The organism is Oerskovia flava (assembly GCF_026163685.1).
Classification (GTDB): domain Bacteria; phylum Actinomycetota; class Actinomycetes; order Actinomycetales; family Cellulomonadaceae; genus Oerskovia_A; species Oerskovia_A flava.
This window is the reverse complement of the sequence record NZ_JAOXSR010000009.1, coordinates 64,012-84,308: the sequence shown is the minus strand read 5'-3', so window position 1 is coordinate 84,308 and position 20,297 is coordinate 64,012. Positions and strand designations below refer to the sequence as shown.

Annotated in this window: 20 protein-coding genes; 17 read left to right on the top strand and 3 right to left on the bottom strand. The window is 72.7% G+C overall.

What is annotated here, in order from left to right; all coding sequences use genetic code 11:
* Positions 1-33 precede the first annotated feature (33 nt).
* The 3 genes from OHL10_RS14535 (at position 34) to OHL10_RS14525 (ending at position 3,726) form a co-directional block, all read left to right on the top strand.
* The gene (locus tag OHL10_RS14535) at positions 34-1,194 is read left to right on the top strand and encodes a bifunctional 2-methylcitrate synthase/citrate synthase (protein ID WP_265523040.1); all 1,161 of its coding nucleotides are present in this window, start codon (positions 34-36) and stop codon (positions 1,192-1,194) included.
* Between the two features lie 177 nt (positions 1,195-1,371).
* Complete coding sequence (locus tag OHL10_RS14530) at positions 1,372-2,640, top strand: aspartate kinase (RefSeq protein WP_265522948.1); 1,269 nt, start codon at positions 1,372-1,374, stop codon at positions 2,638-2,640.
* 12 nt (positions 2,641-2,652) lie between these two features.
* Positions 2,653-3,726 carry an aspartate-semialdehyde dehydrogenase gene (locus OHL10_RS14525; protein WP_265522947.1) on the top strand — a complete coding sequence of 358 codons (1,074 nt, stop codon included), beginning with the start codon at positions 2,653-2,655 and terminating at the stop codon, positions 3,724-3,726.
* Between the two features lie 74 nt (positions 3,727-3,800).
* On the opposite strand, the gene OHL10_RS14520 is transcribed toward OHL10_RS14525, so the two are convergent.
* Positions 3,801-4,478 carry a hypothetical protein gene (locus tag OHL10_RS14520; protein ID WP_265522946.1) on the bottom strand — a complete coding sequence of 226 codons (678 nt, stop codon included), beginning with the start codon at positions 4,476-4,478 and terminating at the stop codon, positions 3,801-3,803.
* A 192-nt stretch (positions 4,479-4,670) separates the two neighbouring features.
* Here OHL10_RS14520 and OHL10_RS14515 point away from each other — a divergent pair, with 192 nt between their 5' ends.
* The 8 genes from OHL10_RS14515 to OHL10_RS14480 all read left to right on the top strand — a co-directional run bounded on the left by OHL10_RS14515 (position 4,671) and on the right by OHL10_RS14480 (position 11,907).
* On the top strand, positions 4,671-5,057 hold the full coding sequence (locus OHL10_RS14515) for a GntR family transcriptional regulator (RefSeq protein ID WP_265522945.1): 387 nt from the start codon (positions 4,671-4,673) through the stop codon (positions 5,055-5,057).
* Positions 5,058-5,061: 4 nt separating this feature from the next.
* Entirely contained in the window at positions 5,062-5,988 is a 927-nt protein-coding gene (locus OHL10_RS14510; RefSeq protein WP_265522944.1) for an ATP-binding cassette domain-containing protein, read from the top strand.
* Positions 5,985-6,788, top strand: coding sequence for a hypothetical protein (locus OHL10_RS14505; RefSeq protein WP_265522943.1), 804 nt, complete (start codon positions 5,985-5,987; stop codon positions 6,786-6,788). Before OHL10_RS14510 ends, OHL10_RS14505 begins: the two co-directional genes overlap by 4 nt.
* Positions 6,789-6,872: 84 nt before the next feature.
* Positions 6,873-7,892: an ABC transporter ATP-binding protein gene (locus OHL10_RS14500; RefSeq protein ID WP_265522942.1), complete on the top strand. Its 1,020-nt coding sequence runs from the start codon at positions 6,873-6,875 to the stop codon at positions 7,890-7,892.
* Positions 7,889-8,701, top strand: coding sequence for an ABC transporter permease (locus OHL10_RS14495; protein WP_265522941.1), 813 nt, complete (start codon positions 7,889-7,891; stop codon positions 8,699-8,701). The genes OHL10_RS14500 and OHL10_RS14495 overlap by 4 nt, the downstream gene beginning before the upstream one ends.
* Before the next feature lie 83 nt (positions 8,702-8,784).
* Positions 8,785-9,519 (top strand): glutamine amidotransferase, encoded by a 735-nt coding sequence (locus OHL10_RS14490; protein WP_265522940.1) that lies wholly within the window; start codon positions 8,785-8,787, stop codon positions 9,517-9,519.
* 52 nt (positions 9,520-9,571) lie between these two features.
* Positions 9,572-10,366: an alpha/beta fold hydrolase gene (locus OHL10_RS14485; protein WP_322645569.1), complete on the top strand. Its 795-nt coding sequence runs from the start codon at positions 9,572-9,574 to the stop codon at positions 10,364-10,366.
* Positions 10,363-11,907, top strand: a complete 1,545-nt coding sequence (locus tag OHL10_RS14480) for a PP2C family protein-serine/threonine phosphatase (protein WP_265522939.1) — start codon at positions 10,363-10,365, stop codon at positions 11,905-11,907. The genes OHL10_RS14485 and OHL10_RS14480 overlap by 4 nt, the downstream gene beginning before the upstream one ends.
* Before the next feature lie 22 nt (positions 11,908-11,929).
* Here the strand turns inward: OHL10_RS14480 and OHL10_RS14475 are convergent, their stop codons facing one another.
* Positions 11,930-12,427 carry an NUDIX hydrolase gene (locus tag OHL10_RS14475; protein ID WP_265522938.1) on the bottom strand — a complete coding sequence of 166 codons (498 nt, stop codon included), beginning with the start codon at positions 12,425-12,427 and terminating at the stop codon, positions 11,930-11,932.
* Between the two features lie 427 nt (positions 12,428-12,854).
* Between OHL10_RS14475 and OHL10_RS14470 the strand changes: the two genes are divergently transcribed.
* From OHL10_RS14470 to OHL10_RS14455, 4 genes are all read left to right on the top strand, one after another.
* Entirely contained in the window at positions 12,855-13,943 is a 1,089-nt protein-coding gene (locus OHL10_RS14470; protein ID WP_265522937.1) for a 3-deoxy-7-phosphoheptulonate synthase, read from the top strand.
* 91 nt (positions 13,944-14,034) lie between these two features.
* Positions 14,035-14,820, top strand: a complete 786-nt coding sequence (locus tag OHL10_RS14465) for a hypothetical protein (RefSeq protein WP_265522936.1) — start codon at positions 14,035-14,037, stop codon at positions 14,818-14,820.
* A gap of 199 nt (positions 14,821-15,019) precedes the next feature.
* Positions 15,020-15,595 (top strand): ECF RNA polymerase sigma factor SigK, encoded by a 576-nt coding sequence (gene sigK / locus OHL10_RS14460; RefSeq protein ID WP_265522935.1) that lies wholly within the window; start codon positions 15,020-15,022, stop codon positions 15,593-15,595.
* Entirely contained in the window at positions 15,588-16,361 is a 774-nt protein-coding gene (locus tag OHL10_RS14455) for an anti-sigma factor (protein WP_265522934.1), read from the top strand. Before sigK ends, OHL10_RS14455 begins: the two co-directional genes overlap by 8 nt.
* 195 nt (positions 16,362-16,556) lie before the next feature.
* Here the strand turns inward: OHL10_RS14455 and OHL10_RS14450 are convergent, their stop codons facing one another.
* Positions 16,557-17,273 (bottom strand): fasciclin domain-containing protein, encoded by a 717-nt coding sequence (locus OHL10_RS14450; protein ID WP_265522933.1) that lies wholly within the window; start codon positions 17,271-17,273, stop codon positions 16,557-16,559.
* 138 nt (positions 17,274-17,411) lie between these two features.
* On the opposite strand from OHL10_RS14450, the gene OHL10_RS14445 reads away from it, so the two are divergent.
* Positions 17,412-19,391 (top strand): cytochrome c biogenesis protein DipZ, encoded by a 1,980-nt coding sequence (locus OHL10_RS14445; protein ID WP_265522932.1) that lies wholly within the window; start codon positions 17,412-17,414, stop codon positions 19,389-19,391.
* 77 nt (positions 19,392-19,468) lie between these two features.
* Positions 19,469-20,296: a formate/nitrite transporter family protein gene (locus OHL10_RS14440; protein ID WP_265522931.1), complete on the top strand. Its 828-nt coding sequence runs from the start codon at positions 19,469-19,471 to the stop codon at positions 20,294-20,296.
* The last annotated feature ends 1 nt before the right edge of the window (position 20,297 follow it).

The following is a 20,297-nucleotide window of genomic DNA, read 5'->3' as shown; positions in this document are numbered from 1 at the left end:
TCACCGGCCGTTCACGAAGGAGTGACCATGACCATGAGCACCACGTCCGAGTCCAGCACCACGTCCGGCACCCCCAGCACCCCTCCCGGGTCCGAGATCCGCAAGGGGCTCGCCGGCGTCGTCGTCGACACCACCGCGGTCTCCAAGGTGAACCCCGAGACCAACTCCCTGCTGTACCGCGGCTACCCCGTGCAGGACCTCGCGGCCAGGTCGAGCTTCGAGGACGTCGCGTACCTGCTGTGGCACGGCGAGCTCCCCACGCCCGAGCAGCGCGCCCGCCAGGACGCCGTCGAGCGGTCGTCCCGCGCCCTGCCCGGCAACGTGCGCAACGCGATCCTCGAGCTCCCGACGACGTGCCACCCCATGGACGTGTGCCGCACCGCGGTCTCCCAGCTCGGGGCGCACGACCCCGACGCCGAGGACTCCTCGCCCGAGGCGGAGCAGGCCAAGGCGCTGCGCCTGTGGGCGGCGCTGCCCGCCGTCGTGGCGCTCGACCAGCGGCGACGCCGCGGCCAGCAGATCGTCGAGCCCGACGAGGACCTCACCTACGCCGAGAACTTCCTGCGGATGACGTTCGGCGAGGTGCCGGACCCAGCTGTCGTCCGCGCGTTCGAGGTCTCGATGGTCCTGTACGCCGAGCACTCGTTCAACGCGTCGACGTTCACCGCGCGTGTCATCACCTCCACGCTCTCGGACCTGCACTCGGCGGTCACGGGTGCGATCGGCGCGCTCAAGGGCCCCCTGCACGGGGGTGCCAACGAGGCCGTCATGGCGACGTTCGCGGAGATCGGCTCGGCCGACCGTGCCGAGGCCTGGCTCGAGGCGGCCCTGCGGGACAAGCGCAAGATCATGGGGTTCGGCCACCGGGTCTACAAGCACGGCGACTCGCGCGTGCCGACCATGCGCGCGACCCTCGACGACCTCGTGCGCCACTACGACCGCCCCGACCTCCTCGAGCTCTACGTGGCGCTCGAGACCGCCATGACGTCCCGCAAGAACATCCTGCCGAACCTGGACTACCCGGCCGGCCCGGCCTACCACCTCATGGGCTTCGACACCCCGATGTTCACCCCGCTGTTCGTCGCCTCCCGCGTCACCGGGTGGACCGCGCACGTCATGGAGCAGCGCGCCGCCAACGCCCTCATCCGGCCGCTGAGCGAGTACGTCGGGCCCGAGCAGCGCGAGGTGCCGTAGGGGCTCGGACCGCCGGCCCGGGCCTTCCGCGCACGTGCCACGGCGCGGTCCACGACCCGGTCCACATCATGGGCGCACTTGCGTCGGGAGGGTCGACGCGCTCATGATCGGTCGACTCGTACATGAACTGGTGGGCGTTGAGATAGACGAGACCAGCGACGAACGGAGAACACGCACGTGGCACTCATCGTGCAGAAATATGGCGGTTCCTCGGTGTCTGACGCCGAGAGCATCAAGCGGGTGGCCAAGCGCATCGCGGAGTCGAGGCGGGCCGGGAACGACGTGGTGGTCGTGGTCTCGGCGATGGGGGACACCACCGACGAGCTCATCGACCTCGCCCGGCAGATCACCCCACTTCCTCCCCAGCGCGAGATGGACATCCTCCTCACGGCGGGTGAGCGCATCTCGATGTCGCTCCTGGCGATGGCGATCACCAAGCTCGGGGTCCGGGCCAAGTCCTTCACGGGCCAGCAGGCCGGGCTCATCACCGACGCGGTCCACGGCAAGGCGCGCATCGTCGACGTCGTCCCGCACCGCATCCGCGAGACCATCGAGAGGGGCCAGGTCGCGATCGTGGCCGGGTTCCAGGGGGTCACGGAGTCGAACGACGTGACCACGCTCGGCCGCGGCGGGTCGGACACGACCGCCGTCGCGCTGGCCGCCGGCCTCGACGCGGACGTCTGCGAGATCTACACGGACGTCGACGGCATCTTCACCGCCGACCCGCGCATCGTCCCGACGGCCCGCAAGGTCGACCGCATCACCTACGAGGAGATGCTCGAGATGGCGGCGAGCGGGGCCAAGGTCCTCGCCCTGCGCTGCGTGGAGTACGGCCGCCGGTACGGCGTGCCGATCCACGTGCGCTCGTCGTTCTCCGGCAAGGAGGGCACCCTCGTCACCCGCAACCCCGAGGAAGCAGCAGACACCATGGAAGCTCCGATCATCTCCGGCGTCGCCCACGACCGCAGCGAGGCCAAGATCACCGTCGTCGGGGTCCCCGACGTGCCGGGCACGGCCGCGCGCATCTTCGAGGTCGTCGCGGCCTCCGGCGTGAACATCGACATGATCGTGCAGAACATCTCCGCCGCGAAGACGGGTCGCACGGACATCTCGTTCACGCTCCCCGAGGGCGACGGTCCGGCCGGCATGGCAGCGCTGAGCGGCATCCAGGCGGAGATCGGTTTCGACTCGCTGCAGTTCGACGACCAGATCGGCAAGCTCTCGCTCGTGGGCGCGGGCATGAAGTCGCACCCGGGGGTCTCCGCGAAGCTCTTCGGGGCGCTGCGGGACGCGGGCATCAACATCGAGATGATCTCCACCTCGGAGATCCGTATCTCGGTCGTCACCCGCGCCGACAGCCTCGACGACGCCGTGCGCGCCGTGCACACCGCGTTCGAGCTCGACACCGAGGCCGAGGCCGTCGTCTACGCCGGCACCGGCCGCTGAGAGGAGCAGACCATGAGCGAGCACGCACAGCACGGACTGCACCTCGCGGTCGTCGGCGCCACGGGGCAGGTCGGCGCGGTCATGCGCCGGCTCCTCGAGGAGCGCGACTTCCCGATCGCGAGCATCCGCTTCTTCGCCTCGGCCCGGTCGGCGGGCACGACGCTGCCGTTCCGCGGCCAGGACGTCGTCGTCGAGGACACCGCGGCCACGCCCACCGAGGACCTGCGGGGCATCGACGTCGCCCTGTTCTCCGCCGGGGGCACGACCTCGCGGGCGCAGGCGCCGCGGTTCGCCGAGGCGGGCGCCGTCGTGATCGACAACTCGTCGGCCTGGCGCCTCGACCCCGACGTCCCGCTGGTCGTCTCCGAGGTGAACCCGGAGGCGATCCGTGAGGTCCGCAAGGGCATCATCGCCAACCCGAACTGCACCACCATGGCCGCGATGCCCGTGCTCAAGCCGCTCGCGGACGCCGCGGGCCTGGAGCGCCTCATCGTGTCGACCTACCAGGCGGTGTCCGGTTCCGGCCTGGCCGGTGCCGAGGAGCTCGACACCCAGGTGCGTGCCGGCACCGACCAGGACACTCTCGGCCTGGTGCACGACGGCGGCGCGGTCACCTTCCCCGAGCCCGTCAAGTACGTGCGGAACATCGCGTTCAACGTGATCCCGCTCGCCGGGTCGATCGTCGACGACGGCTCGGAGGAGACCGACGAGGAGCAGAAGCTCCGCAACGAGTCGCGCAAGATCCTCGGCCTGCCGGACCTGCTCGTGGCGGGCACGTGCGTGCGTGTGCCGGTGTTCACGGGGCACTCGCTCGCGATCCACGCCGAGTTCGCCGAGCCGCTGTCGCCCGAGCGTGCGCGCGAGCTGCTCGCCGCCGCCCCGGGTGTCGAGCTCGCCGACGTCCCGACGCCGCTCCAGGCCGCCGGTGCGGACCCCTCGTTCGTGGGTCGCATCCGGGCGGACCGGTCGGTGCCGGGCGGGCGCGGTCTCGTGCTGTTCGTGTCGAACGACAACCTGCGCAAGGGCGCGGCGCTCAACGCGGTGCAGATCGCCGAGCTCGTCGCGGCGGACCGCGTCCCGGCCTGAAGCGCGAGGTAGAACCCTAGTCCGCGAGAGAGAACCCCTGTCCGCGAGGTAGAACCCTGGTCCAGACCAGGGTTCTACCTCGCGGACAGGGGTTCTTCTTCGTGCTGCGGGGCCACGTGGGTGCCGAGCGTCGGGGCCAGCACCCACAGTGCTGCTGCCGCGAGGACGTGCCACAGGGCGTGACCCTGGAACCAGGAGCCCGGGTCGCACAGGAGCCAGCCGGTGCGGCTGAGCGTGCCGACGGCCGAGCCGACGGCGAGGAGCGCCATCGCGGTGAGGAGTCGCGCCCGGACGGCCGGGCGCCACCACGCGCGGAGCAGCGACGCGCCGACCGCCACGACGGCGGTGACCACCTGGGCGATCATCGACCCGGTCGTCGAGACGGCCGCGAGCACCACGCACCCGAGGGTCGGGACGAGCCACCACCAGGTGCGCATCCGCCGGCCGGTGAGGTCGGCGAGCGCGTCCGCGGCGACCAGTGCCAGCACCCCGAAGAGCGGCGGGTCGTGGGCCACGGGGTTCCAGGAGGGCGCCGGTCCGTGCTGGACGACCGAGCCGACCCCGACGAGCGCCACGAGCAGCGCGAAGGCGAGCTGGGTGCCCGGGGGAGCGCCGGCGTCGGACCGTCGGGTGCGGGTGAGCCACAGCGCGAGGCCGACCGCGACGAACGCGAGGCTGGTGGCGGTGCTCAGCGGCTCGGCCCACGGCGCGCCGCCGGAGTGCTCGCACGCGGACCCCACACTCGCTCCCACACGTCCACCTCCCGTACTCCGGTCGCCGAGATAGAACCCCAGTCTGCGAGGTAGAACCCTGGTCCGCGACCAGGGTTCTACCTCGGCGACCGGGGTTCTACTTCGCGTGGGCGGGTTGACCTTTCGCGTTGCTCTATGGTTCATTAGTGAAGTAACGAACCGTAGAACCAGAGAACGCGAGAGGATGGGTGCATGTTCGACGGACCGGAGCCCATCTACCTCCAGATCGCCCAGCAGATCCGTGCCCAGGTCCTCAGCGGGGACCTCGCGGAGGAGGAGCAGGTCATGTCGACCACGCAGTACGCCACGACGTTCCGCATCAACCCGGCCACGGCGGCCAAGGCGTTCGCCGGGCTCGTCGACGAGGGCGTGCTCTACAAGCGCCGCGGCGTCGGCATGTTCGTCGCGACCGGTGCCCGCGAGCGCCTGCTCGCCGAGCACCGCGAGCACTACTTCGCGGACGTGCTCGGCCCGGCGCTCGTCCAGGCCGACCTGCTCGGTATCCCGGCCGCCGACATCGTCGACCACGTCCTCGGCCGGTCGACGACCCCCCGCACCCCCTCGTACCCGGAGGCGTGAACCCATGACCACCGCACCCTTCGGCGCCGAGCTGCGTGACGTCGTCGTGCGCTACGGCCGCAAGGACACCGAGCGTGCGCTCGACGGCGTGACCCTCTCGATCCGCCCCGGCACGATCACGGGCCTGCTCGGGCGCAACGGGGCCGGCAAGACGACGCTCGCCGCGCTGCTCGCCGCGTTCCGCCGGCCGACGTCCGGCTCCGTCCTCGTCGGCCCGGCCGGTGGGCCGCTCGACGACCCGTTCGAGAACCCGTGGGTGATGATGCACACGCAGCTCGTGCGCGAGAGCGGCGACGTCTGGGGCGACAGCAAGGCGTGCGACACGCTCGACTACTACGCGGACCTGCGCCCCGACTGGGACGCGGACCTGGCGGGACGGCTGCTCGACGAGCTCGAGGTCGACGTCCGCAAGTCCCCGGACGCCCTGTCGCGCGGCAAGCGCTCGGCGCTGGGCGCGGTGATCGGGCTCGCGTCCCGCGCCCCGCTGACGATCTTCGACGAGGTCTACCTCGGGATGGACGCGCCCAGCCGCTACGCCTTCTACGACGCGCTCGTCGCGGACTACACCGAGCACCCCCGCACGATCCTGCTCTCGAGCCACCTCATCGACGAGGTCGAGCGGCTGTTCGAGGACGTCGTGGTCATCGACCGCGGGCGCGTCCTGCTCGCCGAGCCGGCCGAGGACGTGCGGGGGCGGGGCGTGAGCCTCACGGGCCCGGCCGACACGATCGAGCCCTTCGTCGCCGGTCACCAGGTGCTGGCCCGCCAGCACCTGGGCCCGACGTCGCAGGTCACGCTCTTCGGCGAGCTCGACGCCGCGCAGCGCGCGGCCGCGACGCAGGCCGGCCTCGAGATCGGAGCGGTACCGCTGCAGGACCTCTTCGTCCACCTGACCCGCAAGAGCTCCGACCTGAAGGAGGACGCACGATGAGCACGCCCGAGCAGACCAGCACGCACGCAGGGTCGCAGGCGGCCCGGGCGATGGCGGCACGTGCCCACCGGCGGGGCACCCGCGCGGCGGCCACGTACCTCGTGAGGTCGGCATGGCTCGTCGGAGCGGCGTACTGGGTGGTCGTCCTCGCGATCGGCGCGGTCATCCTCTACATCGAGCTGCGCGGGGACGACGTGAGCATCAGCGCGGTCGGGGGCCCGGCGTCGTCGGCGAGGTTCTTCCTGCTCGTGCTGGGCATCATCCTGCCGCTCGGCATGATCGCCCTGCACGTGTCGGCAGGCGGCACACGCCGTTCCCTCACGCACGGCCTGTGGGCCGGCAGCCTGGTCACGGGCGTGACGTTCGGCCTGGCGACGACGCTCGTCCTGTGGTGCGGGGGCTGGCTGTTCACCCGCCAGGGCTGGACGATCGAGCCCGAGCGGGCGGTCTACGGCGACTGGTCGCAGATCGGTTCCGTGCTGGTCGTCGAGTCGCTCTACTGCACGGTGTACTTCCTCGCGGGCATGATCATCGCGCTCGCCTACTACCGCACGGGCGGCTGGCTCGGGACGCTGCTCATCCCGGTCGCGCTCGTCCCGCTCCTGGTCGCGGAGACCACGCTGCAGTCCGGCTACTTCGGCAGCCCGCTGTCCGGCGCGCTCGGCGTGCCCGAGATGTCGGGCTGGCTGGTACCGCTCGGCGGGCTCGCCGCCGTGGCGCTCGCCGCCGCCATCCTGCAGGTCGTCCTGCGCGCCATCCCCGTCCGTCCCGTCGAGTTCGGTCAGTCCGTCACGGGCTGACCTCCGCACCACACACCACCCCACCCGATCTCGGACGGCGCCGCGCGCCGCCCGGCGGTCGACCACACCCTCAGGGAGGTCACCATGACCCGCACCACCCACCAGCCCGACGGCGGCAGCATCGCTGTCGAGGTCCGGAACCTCCGCAAGGAGTACGCCACGAAGGACGGCACGAAGGTCGCCGTCGAGGACGTGTCGTTCAGCGTCCGCCGCGGCGAGATCTTCGGCGTGCTCGGTCCGAACGGGGCCGGCAAGACGACGACGGTCGAGTGCCTCGCGGGACTGCGTCAGGCCGACGGCGGCGCGGTCCGCGTGCTCGGGGTGGACCCGCAGGCCCACCCGGAGCTCGTCCGCTCCACGCTGGGCGTCCAGCTCCAGGAGTCCGCGCTCAACGACAAGATCACGGTCGCCGAGGCGATGCGTCTGTTCGCGTCCTTCTACGACGCACCGGCCGACACGGCGGAGCTGCTGAGGCTCCTCGACCTTGACGAGCACCGCGACGTCGCGTTCGGCAAGCTCTCGGGCGGGCAGAAGCAGCGGCTGTCGATCGCGCTCGCGCTCGTGGGCGACCCCCAGGTCGCGATCCTCGACGAGCTGACGACCGGCCTCGACCCGCAGGCGCGGCGCGCCACCTGGGAGCTGGTCGAGCGTGTGCGCGACCGCGGCGTGACGATCCTGCTCGTCACGCACTTCATGGAGGAGGCGGAGCGCCTGTGCGACCGCCTCGTCATCATCGACCGTGGTCGCGTCGTCGCGGCGGGCACGCCCGCCGAGCTCATCGACAGCATCGACGCCGGCCGCACCGTCCGGCTCCGCGTCCCCGCCGGCGAGACGCAGCGGGCCGAGCACATCCTCGCCGGCCTCGCCGACGTCACGTCGGTCACGACCGAGGGTCGCGAGGTCGTGGTGGTCGGCACGCCCCGGATGATGCTCGCCGTCGAGCGGGCGCTCGCGGAGGAGGACCTGGTGCCCGACGGCGTCCGCACCGTCTCCCGGTCCCTGGAGGACGTGTTCGTCCACGTCACGGGCCGGACCTACGACCCCGACACCGGCGCCGAGTCCGGCGCCGGCACGACGACCCGCTCGGAAGGAGCACGATCATGACCGCGACGGCGACCACGACATCCCTGCGAGGTGCCGGACGAGCGCGGACGGGCCGGAGAGGCTTCGGGGCGATGCTCGCGACCGAGGCACGGCTGTGGCTCCGCGAGCCGGGGACGGTGTTCTTCGCGCTGGCCTTCCCCACGGTGCTGCTGCTCGGCGTGGGCTTCGCGATCCCGGGCATGCGTGACCCGATCACGGGGGCCGAGCCGCCGTGGGAAGGGCTCGTCGCGATCGCGGCGTTCGTGCCGATCGTGCTGGCGGCGGCGATCGCGACACCGGCGCTGACGACGATGCCGGTCCACATCGCGACGTTCCGGGAGAAGGGGGTCCTGCGGCGGCTCTCGACGACGCCGATGCGACCTCAGGCGATCCTCCTGGCGCACCTGGTGATCAACCTCGTCGCGGTGACGGTCGCGGCGGTGCTGGCGCTCGTCGTCGCCCAGCTCGCGTTCGGCCTGCCGGTGCCGGAGTCGACCGGCACGGTCGTGCTGTCCTTCGTGCTCGCGGTCGCGGCGATGTACTCGCTCGGGACGCTCATCGCCGCCCGCGCATCCACGGCGAGCACGGCGTCGGCGATCGGGACGCTCGTCTACTTCCCGCTGCTGTTCCTGTCGGGGCTGTGGACCCCGGGGCCGATGATGCCGGAGGCGGTCGAGCGGGTCGCCCAGTTCACCCCCCTCGGGGCGGCGGCGCAGGCGATGACCGCCGGCTGGTTCGTTCAGGACTTCCCGACGCTGCAGGTCGTCGTCATGGCGGCCTGGACCGCGGTGCTGCTGCCGCTGGGCGTCAAGCTGTTCCGCTGGAGCTGACGTACCCGCGGGCCCGGACGGGCCGCAGGACGGGGGTGCTCGCCAGAGCGCCCCCGTCCTGCGCGCCGCATAGGCTCCGAGACATGAAGCCGTTCCTCCTGCTGGCCTCGCGGGCCGACGACGTCGCGGCCGACGGCGAGTACGCCGCCATGTGCCGGTTCGGCGGGCTGAGCACCGGCGAGCTGCACCGCGTCCGGATGGAGGACGGGCCGTTGCCGCCGATCCGCCTCGACGACTACGCGGGGGTGCTCGTCGGCGGCAGCCCTTTCAACTCCGCGGACGACCCGGCGACCAAGTCCGCCGTCCAGGTCCGGGTGGAGGCCGAGCTCGAGCCGCTGCTCGACGAGATCGTGGACCGGGACTTCCCCTTCCTCGGGGCCTGCTACGGCGTCGGGACGCTGGGACGCCACCAGGGCGCCGTCATCGACGAGACGTACGCCGAGCCGATCTCCCCGGTGACCGTCACCCTCACCGACGCCGGCCGTGCCGACCCGTTGCTGGCCGGTCTGCCCCGCACGTTCGAGGCGTACGTCGGGCACAAGGAGGCCGTGCGGGAGCTGCCCGCGCACGCGGTGCTCCTCGCGTCGAGCCCGACGTGCCCCGTCCAGATGTTCCGTGTGCGCTCCCACCTGTACGCGACGCAGTTCCACCCCGAGCTCGACCTCGACGGCATCCTCACCCGGATCGAGGTGTACCGGGACTTCGGGTACTTCCCCGCCGAGGAGGCGGACGTCGTCGCGGCCCGGGTACGTGCGGGCGACGTGTGGGCGCCGCACCGCCTCCTCGCGGCCTTCGTTTCGAGGTACCGGACGGACTGATCCGTCGCCGTGGGGGCGTCACGCCGGGGCCGCGGAGCCCTACGCTGTCCTCGTGGACCTGGCGCAGCACGACGTCCGCCTCACCGGACCGGCCGAGGCGCAGGCGATGGTGCTCGCGCATGGCTTCGGCTGCGACCAGTCGATGTGGCGCTACGTCGCGCCGCAGTTCGCGGACGAGTACCGCGTCGTGCTGTTCGACCACGTCGGGGCCGGTGGCGCGGACCCCGCGGCGTACGACCCGGTCCGGCACGCCGACCTCGCGGGCTACGCCGACGACGTGATCGCCCTGCTCGACGAGCTGTCGCTCGGGCCCGTGGTATTCGTCGGCCACTCGGTGAGCGCCATGATCGGCGTCCTGGCCGAGGGGCGACGTCCCGACCTGTTCGACCGCCTCGTGCTCGTCGGTCCCAGCCCGCGCTACGTCGACGCGCCCGGGTACCGGGGCGGGTTCAGTGCCGACGAGATCGACGAGCTGCTGGCGACGATGGACGAGAACTACCTCGGCTGGTCGAGCGTGATGGCGCCGGTGATCATGGGGAACGCCGAGCGGCCCGAGCTGGGCGCCGAGCTCACCGAGGCCTTCTGCCGGACCGACCCGGCGATCGCCCGGCGCTTCGCCCGCACGACGTTCCTCTCCGACAACCGCGCCGACCTCGCAGGGGTCCGCGCGCCGTCCCTGGTGGTCCAGTGCCGCGAGGACGTGATCGCACCGGTCGAGGTCGGCCGGTTCGTGCACGACCAGCTTCCCGACAGCACGTTCGCCCTGATCGACGCCGTCGGGCACTGCCCCAACCTCAGCGCTCCCGACGAGCTGGTCGGCGCGATGCGCCAGTTCCTCGGCCCGTGACGACCCAGGACCGCGCGCGGGCGTGGGCCGAGGCGCCCGTCGGGCTGCTGCGGCTGGGCACCGACGGCACCATCCTCGACGCGAACGACACCTTCTGGCGCTGGACCGGGCGCGCCGACCTGCCCGTGGGTGAGGGTGGTCTGCGCCTCGCGGACGTCCTGACGGTCGGCGGGAGGATCTACTGGGAGACGCACGTCGGGCCTCTGCTGAGCCTGCAGGGGACCGTCGAGGAGGTCGCGGTCGAGCTGCGCGGCGCCCAGGGGCGGCTGCCGGTCCTGCTCTCGGTCGCGCGGAGCGCGGCGGACGGACCGGTCGCCTACGACGTCACGCTGGCGGCCGCACGGGAACGCACCCGCTTCGAGCGTGAGCTCGTCGTCGCGCGCGCGGAGGCCGAGCGAGCGGCCGCTCGGCTGCAGACCGTGCAGCGGGTGACCGAGGCGCTGTCCGCCGCCGCCGGGGTCGAGGGAGTGCGGCGCACGGTGCTCGGCGCCGCCGTGCGGGACCTCGGTGCGCGGTCGGCGTCCCTGTGGCTCGACGGCGCCCGCGACGGGCTGACGTTCGCCGGGTCGGTGGGCGAGCACGGGTCAGTTGGTGAGCACGGGTCGGTCGGTGAGCGAGGGGCGGTGGAGCTGCCGCCGCTCCACGGGCAGCGCGTGGTGACCGCGTCGGACGGCGTGGTGATCGTCCCGCTGGCAGGCGGGCGCTCGGTGCACGGTGTGCTCGTGCTCACCCCGCACGACCGGCCGGGGGACGACCCGCCGGACCTCGCGGTCCTCGCGGTCGTCGGCCAGCAGGCGGGTCTCGCGCTCGACCGTGCGGCGATGCACGAGCAGAGCGTGTCCGTGGCCCACGAGCTGCAGCGGGCGATGCTCGAGCACGACCTGCCCGCGGACCCGCGGTTCACGGTGACGTCGGTGTACCGGCCCGGGGTGCGTGACCTGGAGGTCGGCGGCGACTGGTACGACGCGTTCCTCGTCGACGACCGGACGCTCGCCGTGCTGGTGGGCGACGTCGTGGGGCGGGGACTGCAGGCGGCGATCACCATGGGCCAGCTCCGGACGGCCGCGAGGGTGCTCGCCGGGCCGCGGACAGGCCCGGCCGCCCTGCTCGACGGGCTCGACGACTTCGTCACCCGCCGCGGGGTGGGCTTCATGGCGACGGTCGTGTACGCCGCGCTCGACCTCGGGACCGGCGCGATGCGCTTCGCCTGCGCCGGCCACCTGCCGCCGCTGCACCTGCGCGACGGCGACGCCACGTTCCTGTGGGAGGGGCGCTCCACACCGCTGGGCGTCCCCGGTGCGGGGCCGCGCGGGGAGCACGAGGTCCGGCTCGCGGCGGGCGACTCGGTGCTGCTCTACACCGACGGGGTCGTGGAGCGCCGCGACCGGTCGCTCCAGCGTGGCCTGGACCTCCTCGCGGAGGCCGCTGCGCGCTCGGCCCGGCACGGGCCGTGGACGGACGGACTCGTCGAGCGGTCCCTCGACAGCACCGCCCACGAGCGTGACGACGCGTGCGTGCTCCGGCTGCGCTGGCATCCCTGACGGTCGACGCCGCCGGCGAGCGTCAGCGCACGAAGAACGGCCCGGCCCCGGGTTCCGCGAGCCAGCCGAGGGTGTGGCCGAGCCGTTCCGCGGTCGAGCTCGCGACGTCGTCGGGCAGGTCGTCGGGGGCGAACCACGCCACGGCGAGCGACTCGTCGTCGGCGACGTGGGCGCCGGCCGCGGACGCGGGGGACACGGGTCGGCACAGGAAGCACAGGTCGAGGTACTGGCTGCGGTCGCCGTTGGGGTACTGCACCGGTTCGGTGACGGTCACGGCGGTCAGCGCGTCCACGACGACCTCGACCCCGGTCTCCTCGAGCACCTCGCGCGCGAGGCCGACGGCCGGGTCCTCCCCGGGTTCGAGGATGCCGCTGATCACGGCCCACTGCCCGGTGTCGGCGCGCCGGCCGAGCAGCAGGCGGCCGTCGTCGTCCACCACGACGGCGGAGACGCCGGGCATCCACAGCAGGTCGGTCCCGATGCGGGTGCGCAGGGCGGCGACGAAGTCGGGGATCGGCATGGGGCGAGCCTAGGCGCTGGCAGTGTGTCACGGGGCGTCCGTGTCGGTCATGGACACTCTTGGGTCCGCGGCGGACCGGCCGGGTGACGCTCGGCGGTCCTGTGCTATGGTCCCGGCGTGGACAACGTTCGTTGGTATTGGCGCTTTACGCTGGCTCCCGGTGGAGCCGAGCGGGCGTTCGCCTGACCAACCTTCCACCCGGAGCCAGCACAGGGCCTTGGACGCGACCTGCGTCCGGGCCCTTCGTCATTCAGACGGGCCGACTCCGACACGAGACGGTGAGCCGGTTCCCGTCTGGGCCCAGCCGACCCCCGCCCAGCAGAACCCGCACCTTCAGGAGCCCCTCGTGACCAGCACCACCGCCCCCCGCCCTGCAGCCGACAGCGATACCGTCGGTGCGACAGCCCACCGCGATACCGTCGGAGTCGTGAGCGACGACGCACGCACCGAGCTGCAGGCCTCGACGAGCGACCTGCGCATCAGCGCGCTCGACCCGTTGCCGGCCCCGCTCGGGATGCTGGCGGACCTGCCGCTCGGCGTGACCCGCAGCGACCTGGTGACCGCGTCGCGCCGCGAGGTCCGCGACATCCTCGTCGGTGACGACGACCGCCTGCTCGTCATCGTCGGCCCGTGCTCGGTGCACGACCCCCAGGCGGCGCTCGACTACGCCCGCCGTCTCGGTGAGGTCGCCCGTGACCTGAGCGACGACCTCGCGATCGTCATGCGGGTGTACTTCGAGAAGCCGCGCACCACCGTCGGGTGGAAGGGCCTCATCAACGACCCGCACCTCGACGGGTCGCACGACGTGCACCACGGCCTGCGCCTCGCCCGCGAGGTGCTGCTCGGCGTGCTCGACGCCGGTGTGCCGGCCGCGTGCGAGTTCCTCGAGCCGACGAGCCCGCAGTACATCGCGGACGCCGTGTCCTGGGGCGCCATCGGTGCGCGCAACGCGGAGAGCCAGGTGCACCGCCAGCTCGCGTCGGGCCTGTCCATGCCCATCGGGTTCAAGAACGCGACCGACGGTGACGTGCAGATCGCGGTGGACGGCTGCATCACGGCCGCGAGCGAGCACACGTTCTTCGGCATGGACGGCGAGGGCCGGGCGGCCGCGGTGGAGACCGCGGGCAACCCTGACTGCCACGTCATCCTGCGCGGTGGGCGCTCCGGGCCCAACTACGGGGTGGACGACGTCGCGGACGCCCTCGCCGTGGCGCGCACCTCGGGCCTGGGCGGGGCCGCGGAGCACGGCCTCGTCGTCGACGCGTCGCACGGCAACTCGGGCAAGGACCACGTGCGCCAGGCGGAGGTCGTGCGCGAGCTCGCGGCGCGCCTGGCCGCGGGGGAGCAGGGCATCACGGGGCTGATGATGGAGAGCTTCCTCGTCGCGGGTGCCCAGAAGCCCGCGCCGTCGGGCCTGACCTACGGGCAGTCGGTCACGGACGCGTGCATGGACTGGGACACGACCGCCACGCTGCTCGGCGAGCTGGCCGCCGCGGTGCGGGAGCGCCGGGCCTGACCCGCGCGCGCCCGCTCCGGCGGGCGCGGCCGGCCCGGCCGACCGCTGGGCACCGGAGCGTCCAGCGGTCGGTCTGTGCTTGTCTCCCTGCATGGTAGATGCCAGGGCGAAGCGGATCCTGTTCCGGACCTACTGGTCCCACGGGTGGATCGAGGACGACGAGAGGTCGACGCCGCCGGACGACCTCGCGTACGCCATGGCGCAGGGCGTGATGTTCGACCCCGTCTCGTGGTCGCACGACGAGAGCGTCGAGGCGGTTCAGGCGTTCCGCGAGCGCTCCTTCGCCCAGCGCGTGGGGGCTGTCTTCGTCGCAAGCCTGTCGTCGCGACGGCTGGACCTGCGGTCCGCACTGGCGAGCTGGTCCATGATCGAGCACGTGGCCTCGCACCCGTACGTGGGCGCCGGCCACGCCTGCAACACCTGTCGCGACGCGCGCCCGGACGCCGAGCTCGTCGCCTGGCGGACCAGCCCTGACCTCGACCTGAACGTGCTCAGCTTCGAGCGCCTCAAGTGGGGCGGGGTCCGCCACGACCAGCTCGACTACGCCCGGTTCGACCTCGAACGCTTCGCCCTCACCGAGCCTGTCCTGCCGACGCCGACCGACCGGGACCTGTTCCGCACGGTCCTGGACACGATCAGCGCGGTCCCCGAGACGACCACCGCCGGGGGCCTGGTCCGCGCGCTCAAGCCCGCCCTGCCCGGCACCGCCGCCGAGCACCGCGCGCTCGTGGAGATCCTCGGCGCCAGCGGGGTGCTGCGTCCCGGTGGCCCTGACCGCCCGGAGCACGCGCGCTCGGACTGGGGCGCGAGCGGGCAGTGGCGTGGCGGCGACCGCTACGACGAGCAGCGCGTCCACCTCCTCCTTCCCGCCCTCTGAGCGGCACGGCGGCGCGGTGGCGGAGCCGGACCCATCCGCGCGGCCGGCGGCGTCGAACCACTGGTGCCCCGACACCTGTCGGGGACGCGCTGCGCCCGGCGCAGCGCGACGGAGATCCGGGACCAGCCCGGGCACGAGACGGGACACGAGCGACGGACGGGCAGGACGAGTGCGGGTGCGGTGAGGCAGACTGATCCGCGTGCCACCCGTGAGGACGAGCGAACCAGACGCTCTCGATGCCGCGCTGCGTGCGTGCGCCGACGGAGATCCGGACGCGTTCGCCCCCGTCTACGACGCGCTGTCCCCGGCTGCCTACGGCACGGCGGTCGCGGTGCTCCGTGACCCTGACCACGCGGCGGAGGTGACGCAAGAGGTGATGATCGAGGTGTGGCAGACGGCCGCGCGGTTCGACCCCGCGCGTGGTTCCGCGCGCACGTGGGTCGTGACGCTCGCGCGCCGTCGCGCCGTCGACCGCGTCCGTGCGGAGCAGGCGCGCCGCAACCGCGACCAGCGCGACGCCGACCGGCAGGCGGGCGAGCGCGAGCGGGACGTCGTCGTGGAAGAGGTCGAGCAGGCGTTCGAGACCGCCGCCGTCCGCAACTGCCTCGGCTCGCTCACCCCGACGCAGCGCGACGCCGTCCTGCGTGCCTACTACGGCGGGCTGACGTACCGGGAGGTCGCCGCCGAGCTCGGAGCCGGTCTGCCGACCGTGAAGACCCGCATCCGCGACGGGCTGATCCGTCTGCGCGACTGCCTGGGGGTGAACCGTGGCTGACGACGTCCAGGGCACCGGGAGCACCGGAGGCCCCCCGACGGGCGGCGCGTGGGACCTCCTCCCGGCGTACGCGCTCGACGCGCTCGACGACCTGGAGCGCCGAGCGGTCGAGCGGCTGCTCGAGACCGACCCCGACGCCCGTGTGGCGCTCGACGAGTACCGGGACGTGGTGGCGGCCTTCACGGTCGACGCGCCCGCGCCCGCGCACCTGCGCTCGCAGACGCTCGCCGCCGTGCAGGACCTCGCCGCCGCGCCGACGACGCCGTTCTCCGCACCCGCCGGTGCGCCCGCGCGCCGCACCTCGCCGCAGGGCGCCCAGCGTGCCCCCCGCCGCTGGGGGGTGGCGCTCGCGGCCGTCGCGGCCGTCGCCGCGTTCGCCGTGCCGACGACCCTCGCGGTCCAGGCGGTCCAGGAGCAGCGCTCCCTGCAGGAGCAGGCGGACGTCGTCGCGCAGATGCTCGCGGACCCCGACGCCCGGCTCGTCGCCGCCCCCGTCGCCGGGGGCGGTGATGCGAGCGTGCTCGTGTCCGGCGACCACGCGCTCTTCACCACCGCGGCGCTGCCCGCCGCAGGGCCGGACGAGGACTACCAGCTCTGGGTCATCGACGACGGCACCATCAGCTCCGCCGGTGTCCTCACGGTGCGCGACGGCGCGACGACGGCCCTCGTGGACGCCTCGCCCGGCCGCGTGGTGGCGGTCACGGTCGAGCCGGCCGGTGGGTCCGAGCAGCCGACCACGGACCCGGTGGTAGCGCTCGAGACGTAGGTCGCGGGGCGGGCGTCACGCACTCGGGAACGAGTTCACAGAAGAGCCGGGCACACAGAAGGGCCGGGCACACAGAAGAGCCGGGTGCTCCTCCAGGCCGTAGGCCCGGGGTCGCACCCGGCTCTTCCTCCCTCGCACTCCTGGAGCGAGGGACCGGCCGCCGCACCATGACGGGAACGGCGGCCGGGGGTCAGGTCACATCGACGGCATGAGCACCGAGTCGACGAGGTAGACGGTCGCGTTCTGCGTCATGACTCCACCGCAGACGACGTTGGCGTCGTTCACCATGAGCTCGTCGCCCTCACCGGTGACCTCGAGGGTGCTGCCCTCGACCGTGGTCTGCTCGCCGACGACCTGGTCGGGCGTCATCTGGCCGGGGACCACGTGGTAGGTGAGGATCTGCGTGAGCAGGTCGGCGTCGGTCGACAGGGCCTCGATGGTCTCCTCGTCGATCTGCGCGAAGGCGTCGTCCACCGGCGCGAAGACGGTGAACTCGTCACCGTTGAGCGTGTCGACGAGGTTCACGTCGGGGTTGAGCTCACCGCTCACCGCGGCGACCAACGTGGTCAGCAGCGGGTTGTTGGAGGCGGCGACCGCGACAGGGTCGGTCGACATGCCGGTGATGGAGCCGGCGCCGTCCGGGACCTCGGTGGCGTAGGCCTGGCAGCCGGGGCCCACGAGGTTCGCGGCCGGGTCCATGGCCATGTCGTCGGCGTCGTCCGACTCCATGTCCTCTGCCATGTCGTCGGACATGTCGTCCGACTCCATGTCCTCGGTCGCCATGTCGTCGGCGCTCTCGGTCATCGTGTCGTCAGCGCCGGTGTCGGTGTCCGAGCTGCAGGCCGACAGGCCGAGCACCGCGAGCGTGGCGATGCCGGCGACGGCGTACGAGGTGCGGGTTCGAACGTTCATCGGTCTCTCCTCGGGTCGTCGCCCCGCCGCGTGCGGGGCGTCTCAGGAGTGGTTCGGAGGCCGACGAGGGGTGGATGGGTCGGACGGGGACTTTTTCTGCGGAGCCATCCGCGGGGGCCGTCGTGACGAACCGGGTGCATGGAGACCCTCATCCTCATCGGCCTGATCGGTGGCCTCATCACCGGCATCTCACCGTGCATCCTCCCGATGCTCCCGGTGATCTTCTTCGCCGGCGGTGTGCAGGGTGCCCGGGGCACCCGCACGGGCGCCGACGACGGTCCGGACGCGGGCACGTCGCCCGGCAGCCCGACACCGGCGCTGTTCGCCGGCCTCCCCGGAGCCGTGACGGTCGGGCCCAAGGGCCAGGTCCGTACGGCCACATCCCGCGCTGCGGGCGGCACGCTCGTCCTCGACGTCTCCGCCGACGGCGGACGCCAGGGCTCCGGTGACGGGGACGACGGGCGCAGCGCCCGCCGTCGGGCAGGCACGGCAGACCGTGCCGCCGGGCGGCGTTCGTGGCGCCCCTACCTGGTCATCGCGGGCCTTGTGGTGAGCTTCAGCGTCTTCACCCTGCTGGGCTCGCTCCTGCTGAACGCGCTCGGGCTGCCGCAGGACCTGTTGCGATGGGCCGGGCTGACGCTCCTCGCGCTCATCGGTGTCGGCATGATCCTGCCCCGGTTCGAGGAGGTCCTCGAGAAGCCGTTCGCGCGCATCGCCGCGCTGGGCTCCCGGCGGGGCGGGACGTCGCCCGACAAGGGCGCGTTCCTGCTCGGCCTCGGCCTCGGCGTCCTCTACGTCCCGTGCGCGGGGCCCGTGCTCGCGGCGATCACGGTCGCGGGTGCGACGGGCAACATCGGTGCCGACACGGTCGCGCTCACGGTGTCGTTCGCGGTGGGCGCCGCGATCCCGCTCCTCGTCTTCGCCCTGGCCGGTCGCCGGGTCGCCGAGCGGGTCAAGGCCTTCCAGCGTCATGCCCGCGCCATCCGCGTCGGTGGTGGCGTCGTGATGATCGCCCTCGCGGTCGCGCTCGCGTTCAACCTGCCCGCCGCGCTGCAGCGGGCGCTGCCGGACTACACCGGCGCGCTGCAGGAGCGCGTCGACTCGTCCGAGACCGTGCGCCAGGCGCTCGACCTCGGCGGCATCGTCACCGACGAGAACCGCGAGCTCTCGAACTGCTCCAACGGGGCGCCGGAGCTCGAGGAGTGCGGCACCGCCCCGGAGCTCACCGGCATCACGAACTGGTTCAACACCCCCGGCGACGAAGCCCTCACGCTCGAGGGCCTGCGCGGCCAGGTCGTGCTCGTCGACTTCTGGGCGTACTCCTGCATCAACTGCCAGCGCGCGATCCCGCACGTCAACGACTGGTACGCGACGTACGGCGACGTGGGCGACGGGTTCGAGGTGCTCGGCATCCACACCCCGGAGTTCGCGTTCGAACGGGAGACGCGCAACGTCGTCGCCGGCGCCGAGAACCTCGGCGTGACGTACCCCGTCGCGCAGGACAACTCCTACTCCACCTGGACCACCTACCGGAACCGCTACTGGCCGGCCCAGTACCTCATCGACGCCGAGGGCACCGTGCGCCACATCCGCTTCGGCGAGGGAGGCTACGCGAACACGGAGAAGCTCATCCGCGAGCTGCTCGAGGACGCGAACCCGGGCGTCGAGCTCCCGGAACCGTCCGCCGTCGACGACACCACACCGGACGGTGAGACGACCCGGGAGACGTTCTTCTCCGTGGGCAAGGTCGTCAACTACTCCGGCGAGCCCCGGTACGCCGCCGGCGAGCAGGAGTACACGCTCAGCGACCCGCAGCCGCAGGACACGTTCTCGCTCGGCGGGACCTGGGAGGTCGACTTCCAGGGCGCCACGCCCGTGTCCGACGACGCGCGGGTCCGCCTCGCCTACCGCGGCACCGACGTCTTCACCGTCCTGAGCGGGGAGGGGACCGTCGTCGCGCACGTGCGCGACGCGGACGGGAGCGTCGACCGCCGCGAGCTCGACGTCACGGGCGCCCCGAACCTCTACCCGGTCCTCGAGGGGTCGGGACCGACCGAGGGGGTCGTCGAGCTCGAGGTGCCGCCGGAGGTGCAGGTCTTCACGTTCACGTTCGGCTGACGGTCAGGAGGTGAGACGCCGAGGGTCAGCATCAGGGCACACCGGGGCGCCATGCCCCGGTGTGCCAGGGTGAGAGGGTGCTGAGCCTCCGCGCCACCCTGACCGAGCAGTCCCACGCCGCTCAGGGCAAGGTGGCGGCCGCCACGCACCCGGCCCGCTACCTCGTGGCGTCGATGCTCGCCGGGGCGTACATCGGGATCGGGGTCGTCCTCATGGTGGCGACCGCGGGCCCCTTCCTCGCGGCCGGGGACCCCGCGGAGCGGCTCGTCGCGGGCGCCGTCTTCGCGGTGGCCCTCACGCTCGTGGTCTTCGCGGGCGCGGAGCTGTCCACGTCGGCCATGATGATCCTCACCCAGGGGGTCGTGACCCGCGCCGTGCGGGTGCCGGGCGCCGTCGGGACCCTGCTGTTCTGCTTCGTCGGGAACCTGCTGGGCTCGATGGTGTTCGCGTTCGCCGTCGTGCAGTCCGGGGTCCTGCGGTCCAACGCGGCCGCCGGCGAGATGGTCACGACGATGCTCGCGGCCAAGGCCCACGAGGGGCCGGGCGAGCTCTTCTTCCGCGGGGTGCTGTGCAACGTGCTCGTGTGCGTCGCGATCTGGGCGTGCACGCGCCTGCGGTCCGAGGTGGCACGCGCGATCGTGATCTTCTGGGCGATCTTCGCGTTCATCGCGTCGGGGTTCGAGCACGTCGTGGCCAACATGACGACGTTCGGCCTCGGCCTCTTCGCGGGCGAGGGCGCCACGACGATCGCCGAGCTCGGCCGGAACCTGCTGTGGGTCGGGCTGGGGAACCTCGTCGGAGGAGCAGTGGTCGTGGGCCTCGGCTACGCGCTCGTCGCCGGGGGAACGGGCGAGGGCTCACGGACCGCCGCGCCCGCCACGGACCCCAGCTCCCTCGTCGACTGAC

Excerpts from the sequence above, each read along its gene's own strand:
- OHL10_RS14535 (WP_265523040.1), top strand. The coding sequence starts at position 34 with ATGAGCACCACGTCCGAGTCCAGCACCACGTCCGGCACCCCCAGCACC.
- OHL10_RS14525 (WP_265522947.1), top strand. The coding sequence starts at position 2,653 with ATGAGCGAGCACGCACAGCACGGACTGCACCTCGCGGTCGTCGGCGCC.
- OHL10_RS14515 (WP_265522945.1), top strand. The coding sequence starts at position 4,671 with ATGTTCGACGGACCGGAGCCCATCTACCTCCAGATCGCCCAGCAGATC.
- OHL10_RS14510 (WP_265522944.1), top strand. The coding sequence starts at position 5,062 with ATGACCACCGCACCCTTCGGCGCCGAGCTGCGTGACGTCGTCGTGCGC.
- OHL10_RS14505 (WP_265522943.1), top strand. The coding sequence starts at position 5,985 with ATGAGCACGCCCGAGCAGACCAGCACGCACGCAGGGTCGCAGGCGGCC.
- OHL10_RS14500 (WP_265522942.1), top strand. The coding sequence starts at position 6,873 with ATGACCCGCACCACCCACCAGCCCGACGGCGGCAGCATCGCTGTCGAG.
- OHL10_RS14495 (WP_265522941.1), top strand. The coding sequence starts at position 7,889 with ATGACCGCGACGGCGACCACGACATCCCTGCGAGGTGCCGGACGAGCG.
- OHL10_RS14490 (WP_265522940.1), top strand. The coding sequence starts at position 8,785 with ATGAAGCCGTTCCTCCTGCTGGCCTCGCGGGCCGACGACGTCGCGGCC.
- OHL10_RS14475 (WP_265522938.1), bottom strand. The coding sequence starts at position 12,427 with ATGCCGATCCCCGACTTCGTCGCCGCCCTGCGCACCCGCATCGGGACC.
- OHL10_RS14465 (WP_265522936.1), top strand. The coding sequence starts at position 14,035 with ATGGTAGATGCCAGGGCGAAGCGGATCCTGTTCCGGACCTACTGGTCC.
- OHL10_RS14450 (WP_265522933.1), bottom strand. The coding sequence starts at position 17,273 with ATGAACGTTCGAACCCGCACCTCGTACGCCGTCGCCGGCATCGCCACG.
- OHL10_RS14445 (WP_265522932.1), top strand. The coding sequence starts at position 17,412 with ATGGAGACCCTCATCCTCATCGGCCTGATCGGTGGCCTCATCACCGGC.